General features: G+C 37.6%; 11 protein-coding genes and 1 pseudogene. All 12 read right to left on the bottom strand.

Going from position 1 to position 8,848, the window contains the following annotated elements; genetic code table 11:
* Nucleotides 1–163: pseudogene (locus PPA03S_RS22295) on the bottom strand (beta-hydroxyacyl-ACP dehydratase); the annotation flags it as partial.
* 157 nt (nucleotides 164–320) lie between these two features.
* Entirely contained in the window at nucleotides 321–746 is a 426-nt protein-coding gene (locus PPA03S_RS22290; protein ID WP_062326177.1) for a hypothetical protein, read from the bottom strand.
* A 264-nt stretch (nucleotides 747–1,010) separates the two neighbouring features.
* On the bottom strand, nucleotides 1,011–1,544 hold the full coding sequence (locus PPA03S_RS22285) for a GNAT family N-acetyltransferase (protein WP_062326183.1): 534 nt from the start codon (nucleotides 1,542–1,544) through the stop codon (nucleotides 1,011–1,013).
* A 282-nt stretch (nucleotides 1,545–1,826) separates the two neighbouring features.
* Nucleotides 1,827–2,426, bottom strand: coding sequence for a hypothetical protein (locus PPA03S_RS22280; protein ID WP_062326176.1), 600 nt, complete (start codon nucleotides 2,424–2,426; stop codon nucleotides 1,827–1,829).
* A 191-nt stretch (nucleotides 2,427–2,617) separates the two neighbouring features.
* Nucleotides 2,618–3,385, bottom strand: coding sequence for a nucleotidyltransferase domain-containing protein (locus tag PPA03S_RS22275; RefSeq protein WP_062326175.1), 768 nt, complete (start codon nucleotides 3,383–3,385; stop codon nucleotides 2,618–2,620).
* A 204-nt stretch (nucleotides 3,386–3,589) separates the two neighbouring features.
* Nucleotides 3,590–4,135, bottom strand: coding sequence for a GrpB family protein (locus PPA03S_RS22270; protein ID WP_062326174.1), 546 nt, complete (start codon nucleotides 4,133–4,135; stop codon nucleotides 3,590–3,592).
* Nucleotides 4,136–4,323: 188 nt separating this feature from the next.
* Entirely contained in the window at nucleotides 4,324–4,812 is a 489-nt protein-coding gene (locus tag PPA03S_RS22265; protein WP_062326173.1) for a hypothetical protein, read from the bottom strand.
* Nucleotides 4,813–5,031: 219 nt separating this feature from the next.
* Nucleotides 5,032–5,448 carry an NUDIX hydrolase gene (locus PPA03S_RS22260; protein WP_062326172.1) on the bottom strand — a complete coding sequence of 139 codons (417 nt, stop codon included), beginning with the start codon at nucleotides 5,446–5,448 and terminating at the stop codon, nucleotides 5,032–5,034.
* Nucleotides 5,449–5,653: 205 nt separating this feature from the next.
* Nucleotides 5,654–6,163, bottom strand: a complete 510-nt coding sequence (locus PPA03S_RS22255; RefSeq protein ID WP_062326171.1) for a hypothetical protein — start codon at nucleotides 6,161–6,163, stop codon at nucleotides 5,654–5,656.
* Nucleotides 6,164–6,378: 215 nt separating this feature from the next.
* Nucleotides 6,379–6,807, bottom strand: a complete 429-nt coding sequence (locus PPA03S_RS22250; RefSeq protein ID WP_062326170.1) for an NUDIX hydrolase — start codon at nucleotides 6,805–6,807, stop codon at nucleotides 6,379–6,381.
* A gap of 200 nt (nucleotides 6,808–7,007) precedes the next feature.
* Complete coding sequence (locus PPA03S_RS22245) at nucleotides 7,008–7,514, bottom strand: HIT family protein (RefSeq protein WP_062326169.1); 507 nt, start codon at nucleotides 7,512–7,514, stop codon at nucleotides 7,008–7,010.
* A 226-nt stretch (nucleotides 7,515–7,740) separates the two neighbouring features.
* Nucleotides 7,741–8,838 (bottom strand): Gfo/Idh/MocA family protein, encoded by a 1,098-nt coding sequence (locus tag PPA03S_RS22240; RefSeq protein WP_062326168.1) that lies wholly within the window; start codon nucleotides 8,836–8,838, stop codon nucleotides 7,741–7,743.
* Nucleotides 8,839–8,848 lie beyond the last annotated feature (10 nt).

Here is an 8,848-nt window from a genome sequence, read left to right as displayed (position 1 = left end):
TTATCAATGTACTAGGAATAACAGCATTCCGTTCATTCATATACCACTCATTACTTGAAACATTTTTATATCCCTTAGCCCATTTGTTTTTTTCGACTTCCAGTACTTTATCAATTAACAAAAATGGATACCTATGAGGCAGAATACCTTGAATATTAATCATTTAAGAGACTCCTTTTTTATAAATTGCAATAATTTCTGATAACGTTCCTGTATTCACGACTCAGCGTATGCTGAGAGTCCGGCGAATGCCGGACCGAGGACGGATGGCCGATGCGTGAATATTATGTTATGTGATGTCAGCTTCTTCTTCGAACTACTTATACAGCTTTTTTTGATTTCTTTGCCATGCTTTTGAAATCTTCATGCTTCTCTTTAGGAGCTTTAATTTTACTTTCTACTACATTGGGAGCATCATCTGAAAAACTGGGTAGCTTCTCATTTATGTAATCGTATAATGATCTTTTCTCAGCATCAGCCATCCCAAAAGAAAGAAAATTATGAATAGCTCGTTTTCTATCTTCTTCTGTCTGTTTATAATTTCCGTGAGAATCCAAATGGAATCTATCAAATTCCACCATAAGCAGTTTATGCGGCTTCCTATCTTTATTCCTGTAATATAAGATCACCTCAAGTACGTCCTCACCTGCTAATTGAGGAACAGATTTATACTTATGATCTTTAGGCCGAGCGATCTTTACAACTTTGCCTTCACGGGATACAAATAAATATCTACTTTGAATCATCTATCCCACTCTTTCTCTCTCTTATTTAAGCTGATTTCACATAACGTTCTTGTGTTCATGAGGTTGCACCACCTTAAAGGAGCGTATGGGACTGGCCGAGACGCGGTTAGGTGGTGCGGATGTGTCCGGCTGAATTCCTTCTTTGCTGCTGAAATGCTCATTTTCGAGTCCACTTCTAACTTCAGCCGGGCCGAGGGGCGAATGCCCTGAAGCATGAACATATTGTTGTGAGATAACCGACCCCATGGAAATACAATTAATTTATTAATTAGTTTTAGTTAATCTTGCTAATACTCCTTCAATGTTATCCCATTCATAAATTAATTCATTTAGGGCTTTTCCTCCAATTTTTATTTGAACTGATTTACATAAGTGTGCACCATAATACTCATAAAAATAGCGCGCCTTGTTATCCTCTAGAACATTAACAAATATCTTCTGATAACCCAATGAATTGAATCGAGAAAATATAACTTTAAGTAATTCCTTTCCTAATCCTATACCTTGATATTCCTTAAGTATGTAAATTGAAGTCAAATCACCTGAGTCGGGCTCCGTATTTGTCTCTCTCTTCCAACAATCTGCAAATCCAATGATTTCCCCTTCCTTGTTCTCTGCTAATATCACAAAATTGTCTGTTTTTCCGATATTTTTAATCCATAATTCAGTTCTTTGTTTATATGATAGATTGGTTAAGAATTCCTCTGGAATAATATCCTTGTATGTAGTTCTCCAACTATCCACATGAACTTTTGCAATTCCTTCAGCGTCATTAATCGTAGCTCGTCTGATCTGCAACATAATCATCCCCTAAATTTTTTTAGTTAAACTAATTTGTTATAAAAAATGGAAACAAATTGCAACATACAATTACTGATTTATATTATTTAGAGTGATTTCTCATAACGTTCTCGTATTCACGGCGTCCCACCGACTTAAGCGACCAACAGGAACGGCCGCGATGCGGTTAGTCGGTGCGGATGTGTCCGCCTGATTCCGCTTCCTTGCTATTCTCTTCGGGCGGACCGAGGAATCGTAAGATTCCGAAGCGTGGATATAATGTTAGGTGAATTACCACGCTTATTGATTAGCTTGAGTATGACTTTGTTCTTTTTGAGTTTTCAAAAATTTATTCGCTAACATTTGATAAGAACCTAATAATGCAATGAAAATAAGTAATCCATAAAACATTATTGGTATAAATATAATAATTTCCATGATCCAGTTTAGTGACTCATACTTAATTAAAATTGAGTCCCATAGTTCAATAATAGATTTGGGATTAATAATGTACAAATACCCCATAATAAGCAATAACCATCTAAATACAAAGCTTGCTCTGTTTTGTGATCCATAAAACAAACTAAAATAATTTTCTATAAAATATTCTCCACTTTTTTCGTTGTTCTTAAATTTGTATGAGTAAATCAAACCTACTGGTTTATATATTAATGCTAAAAACAGACACACTGCTAAAATGACAAATGAATAGAAGAAAAACATGTAAAAAACAAACTCGATAATTACTTCAATTTCTTTAAATTTCGATTTTATTAGTTGTATTAAATCATTAAATCTATCTTCATAAAAGAACTTGTAAGAATATAACGGTATTAGAATAATCAATAAAATTTCAAAAAAATGATTCTCTTTCGTTATCCTTTTCCACAATTCAGCCATGAGATTCTCCTATATATTTATCTTTGTAATATTTCACATAACGTTTTGTATTGACGACGTCCTGGCCCCTTAGAGTCGCTGCTTATAGTTGTGAGGCTTGCCGAACACCTAATGCAGTGACGTCCCGACGGGCTTAGGGGGCTGGATGTGGTCACTCGCTTCTCAGAGTGACTACGAGCGTCAATATGTTGTTAGCCAAAGGAATTTCTGGAAGCAGCCATTGTATTTAAGGCGTTCTCAAAATAGCTATATACTTCATCTGCAATTCCCAGAAACTCTTCAACAAGTACATTACTATCCAAGTAACAAGTATACAGATAATCAACTAAAGCGGAGTCAATCTCGCAATAGTTTAATATGGCATTCTTCATCTTAATAATGTCATCTTGCCATACACCTGTATCTTCTAAAACCAAAGAGTATAATGCACGAATTAATCTCTTCGAATAACCTTTAATATATCTAGTTTTCATTGTGTTATCACTAGCATTAGAAAGTAAACGATGTATACGATCTACTTCCTCCTTGGTCTCTGTATTTAAGTCTACAATGAACTCTGGAGAAATAATTATCGGTGGTACTTTTTCACCAACGTCATGACCATATATGCAAACACAAATTATCTTAACCCAAAAACCCCACTCATTCGGTTTACTTAATACATCGTCAATCGAGCAAATTATCGTATCAATCTTAGTTACTACTGGATATTCTTCCAAAAGCCTGTCTTTAATATTTGACAATCTTTCGTAATCAATATCTTTGGGATTTACACATACAATAGTAAAGTCTGCATCTGACTTAAAAGGTTTAGCAGTTCCTTTTGGAATCGAGCCACACATATAAATGCTATGAATCTTACCTTTAAATTCGGTAAGTATGTTATCTATATACTTATCAACAAAATCCTTATATTCACTTTGTATTACAATTCTATTTATAACTTTTTCTAATATCATATAGACTCCTCCTAAACTAAGAACTTCTTTCGGCTAACGTTTTTGTGTTCCTGACGTCGATTTCCCTTAGATAGCTCTTATCTTAGGGGAATCGATGTGTCTGCCTGAATCTGCTTCAATGAAAATTCCTCAGGCAGACCGAGCGACGACAGTCGAGAAGTTGGAACACTTTGTTATCGGATGTCTTCGTCTTCCTGAAATACTCTACAAAACATCTTTGTACTCATTCATTATCCTCGTAACAAATTCTGTCTTTCCTTCAGTATAGGCTTTGCGATTGTTTCTGAATTTACTTGACAGTTTGATCTTCAAATTTGTGTACTCAGATACCAATAAGGGATACTTTCTTAATATGTCTCGAAACATTATATGTCTTTTTAGTTCGTCACTTTCTCTATTGCATACGTATAGATGATGTTCGTGCTTCACATAGCCTTCACTACTGTAAGGTACATAAACGTCCTTTCTTGCAAATGCCTCTCTGTTCTTAATTCCTAAATCACCTTCGTGTACATATCCCAGTTCGTCTAGCTTCTTGATTACCCCTGGTAGGTACTCCATAGATTCAAATACTACATCAATATCAATGATTGGCTTGGCTGCAAGATTCGGTACCGATGTACTTCCAACGTGCTCAATTCGTAATGCTAGACCACTAAGTTTATTTGATAAAATTGATTCTATTATATTGAATGCTTTTGGCCATTCTTCATTGTATTCTTCAATAATTACTGGTTTTTGATTCTTCATCGCAATCCCCCTTGAGTTTATTTGATTTATATTTACGAAAATTTCCAATAACGTTTCTTATATTCGCGACGTCCGACAAAGTCGGATGTGTCCGGCTGACTCAACACCCCTGCCAATATCTCCTGCCGGACCGAGGGCGAATGCCCGATGCGTGAAATGGTGTTATCGGATGTCGGCACTACTTTGAATTACATACTCATTAATTTATTTGCTTTTTCTATTAATTCATGCCAACTACTCGAATAGCTTATATTCATTCCCCAACCAACGTCTCTGAGATCCTCACGTAATTTTACATAAGCTTTTATTTCTTTTTCATCGATTGAATAATTGGGAAAGCCTGAGTAAGATCGGAATTTCTCGAAATATCGAATTAGTCTCATTAGTATCTCATCATCTTCACTTGATAATTTATTGAACCGATCTGCTACACTTCTAGTCATGTATAATCCTTCAATTACATCCTCTACTTTCTCATTTACATTATTAGGCTCATTCCAATTATTTTGAATTTGAAACATAATTGCACCTTCGAGTTGAATGATATTACTAGCTATCATTCTAGATCCCATATCGGATTTAACTTCATTCATTTTTTCATCTTGATAATACAGAATACTAATTGCAACAATAATCACTACAAGTAGAATAGATATTGAAATGTAATATTTCTTCATCAGTCCTCCTATATCAATTTTTTTGTTTTTCCGATTTCCGATAACGTTCAGGATTCACGTCGTCCGACAAAGTCGGATGTGTCCGGCTGATTTCGCTTCCTGGCTTCTCATCTTCGGCCCGGACCAAGCGGCGAAAGCCGCGCAGCGTTGAAAGCATTGTTATAGGATGTCAGCCTTCTTCGAATAGCTTACAAAATACTCTTGTATTATGAATACCTACTAATCACTTAATAATAGTTCCTTACTCATTTTCACTTGCTCAATCATATGTCCTATATTCCCTTCGCCAGCAAATAAAGACGTATCAAAAAAATCCTTATTTAGATCAGACCAATATAGTTCGTTTTCATCCCCCGATATTATTACATCTTGCTTTAGTCTTCCAGCATAAACTTCAACATAGCAATTCTGAATGTAATACTTAAAGTCCATCAAATGATGCAGTATGATATCCTGATCTGAGATTCCGGTTTCCTCTAATAACTCCCGATAAGCAGCATGAATACCTGATTCACCGTCTTCGATTTTTCCACCAACTAGATTATTCAATCCCTTATAGGGATTCTTTAATCGTTTACACATAAGCAATTGATCCATACCTTTGTTATAAATCATTAGCACATTGTACCCTTGCATAGAAATACCCCCAGTAAATATGGATTTTTGATATCTTTTGTGGTTTTAATATGTTTTGTCTGATTTCCTATAACTTTCCTGTATTCAAGAACCCCGTAGGGGTTGTCTGCATGCATCCGCTTCCCCCGAGTTATCTACGGTAGACCCAGTGCCGAACGGCCGCAGCGTGAATATTATGTTATCAGAAGTAAGTTCCATCATTGAGTTACAAATAAAAATCTCTTTGATGTTCTATTAATTCAATTCCTACTGCATAATATCTCGCTTTTATATCAATATTATCCCATTCTTTTGGCATATTAGTTCTTGTCAGTAACTTCTCTTCTTGTTCAGTAATGGTTGCTGTCCAAAGGTATTTCTCTAACTGGTCGTATATGAATTCAATTGTTAATCTATTTTCCTTTGCTAGATCTTCACATGGTTTTTGAATATATTTTTGTTTCGGAACCAAGTGTTCATAGCGCAATCCTGACCTTTTTCCAGATTTGAGAACTTTTAAAGCTAATGGTGAAATGTAATCAGTAGTAAAGTGTTTATCTGCTGGCTTCATCGATATATTTTTTTTCAATAAGTGGATATGTAATATTGTCAAAAATTTATTTTTCCCTTCATTTATACCAATCATATATAATTTATTCTCGAAGGGTAAAGAACATAAGAATTCATAATAATTCTGGGCTAATACCATTAATATCTCTTCTCTACTCTGAGTCAAGTTATTTTCCCCTTTTTATATTTTTTACTTATTTCTGATAACGTTGGTGTATTCGCGACGTCCATTCCCCTTAGATAGCTCTTATCTTAGGGGAATGGATGTATCTGCCGGATTTTTCTTCCTCGAAACACTCCTGGCAGATCAAGGAACGAATGGCCCGCAGTGCGAATATTTTGTTATATGAAGGATATGCCATTTCGAACAACTCACAAAAATTACTTATTGCCTTCGTTAAAATATGTTATTTCATATCCATCTATTAATCTTCTTAATCCATCTTTATAGTAAGGCATTAATTGTTCAGCCTCCTCTATATCAATCCAAGCTATTTCAGAAATTTCATTAGGTCTAACTATTTCTTCATTCCCACCGATTACCTCACCTTTAAATGTTATAAATATTACATGTTCTTCTTTTTTCGGAAACTTACATTCATTTACTGCCACTATTCCATGAACTTTAATATCTAGTCCTGTTTCTTCTTTAGCTTCCCTTATTGCTGCTTGGTCTAATGATTCTTCTCTTTCAACAGCCCCGCCTGGAAGTGACCATCGGTCACTAGATTCATCTACATTCCTTACCATTAATATTTTGGAATTGGTTGGATCAGTAATTAAGGAATAAGCTACATCGACTCTGATCATTATGTTTGACTTCCCTTCTGATTTGAATATCTTTCATATAACGTTCTTGTGTTCACGAACCCGAGAGGCTTAAGGCGACCAACAGGAGCCGGGTCGAAGACTTAGCCTCGCAGGGTTGTCTGGTTGCATCCACTTCCCCGATTACTCCTCTGCCAGACCGAGGGCGTCAGCCCGATGCGTGAAAACAGTGTTAGATGAGGTTACTTTGAGCTACTCACAAAATCCCTCATGCCCTCTCTTAGCATGCTAACCCCTTCTTCTACACTCTTCATATTCTCATCGTCATTCATATTATTCCTTGCATGTAATAATGCCGGTCTTAATGATTCTACTGAATTTCCAAATTGGTACATCCATTCATATCTAGGAACCATCCATAAATGAAAGTGATGTGTTGTATCTTCATTATAAAAATAATAGACCTTATCAATTCCCAATCGTTTTCTTTGTTCACTTCTGAGCTTATGGATTAACGAAATAAATTCTAATCGCTCTTCATCTGTTAATTCATCCATGCAGTAGAAATGCCTCTTTGAAGCTAATATAACTAACCCTTTAATTGGGTAAGCAATATCTTGATGGACATGAAAGTTGCTTGATTCAAAAATTACTCCACCTGTTGAAGAAATCAAACCACTTGTCAATGCGCAGCTTACACATTCAACTTCTACTGATCTTCCATCAGCCAATGTAATTAGTCTTGGCATTATGCACCTCATAGTTTTTGATTTTGATAAGAACTTGCATCGTAATTTCATCTAACATCCAATTTATGTACTTCGTAAACACTACACATTCCACTCCATTTACGTACTACATACATAATAAACCATATTGTTCCATTTGCGAAGTGACTACAGCAAACCAAAGAGCAGCCATTACACCAGGCTGCTCTCCCCCTACATATTCTATTACAATTCCAAATAAAACCGTTTACTTCGCACCACTACTCCATACCACTCTCTCACTCATCGCCTTATGCTGTGCAATCAAGCAGAGTTCTGCCGCCTTAAACGCATGCTCCTGTGTCATAGCGATTTCTGTTCGGGCAAGACAATCTCGGATTAGTTCACCGAAGAACGGATAACCTACCTGTCCTTTGACGCTATAACGGTATTCTCCTTCATGGTTAACCAGGTACACCTGATCGCCTTCAGGCTCTCTCGCCACGTCGATATACTTACGCAGTTCAATGTATCCGTCCGTTCCCAAAATAACCGTTCGCCCATCGCCCCATGTACCCAGACCATCCGGTGTAAACCAGTCTACCCGGAAGTAACCGGAAGCCCCGTTGTTGCCGATTAGTGATGCTTCGCCAAAGTCCTCCAGTTCCGGGAATTGTGGATGATTGAAGTTGTTCACCCGACTGAACGCCACCTCTGCATCCGTACACGAGGCAAAGGTCAGAAACTGCTCGATCTGATGACTTCCAATATCACAGAGGATGCCGCCATACTTTTCATGCTGGAAGAACCATTCAGGCCGACCACCCGCATTCAATCGATGCGGCCCCGTCCCCATAACCTGAACAACTTTGCCGATGGCTCCCTGTTCGATCAGTTGTCCGGCATAGATCGCACTTTCCACATGCAGACGCTCACTGTAATAGACCATATACTTCTTCCCCGTACGTTTAACTTCTTCACGTGCAAGCGACAATTGATCCAGTGTGGTAAAGGGCGCTTTGTCCGTAAAATAATCCTTGCCTGCGGCCAGAACTCTCATGCCGAGCGGCGCGCGCTCGGAAGTAATCGCGGCTCCGGCTACGAGCTGCACTTCATCGTCGGCAAGTACGTCTGCTTCAGATGCCGCTGCCTGGGCTTGCGGGAACTTTTTCAGAAAAGCCTCCACCTTTGCCTGATCCGGATCATACACCCATTTGAGCGTTGCTCCGGCCTCCACCAGCCCGCCAACCATGCCGTAGATATGCCCATGGTCCAACGCCACAGCAGCAATGGTGAATTCACCTGGACCACATACTACCTCTTTTTTCAGACTCTTTGGAGCATAGAACATTCCGTCTTTTGCCATGTCTTATCCA

This window comes from Paenibacillus pabuli NBRC 13638 (assembly GCF_001514495.1).
GTDB lineage: Bacteria > Bacillota > Bacilli > Paenibacillales > Paenibacillaceae > Paenibacillus > Paenibacillus pabuli.
This window is presented reverse-complemented; position numbering and strand designations above follow the sequence as displayed.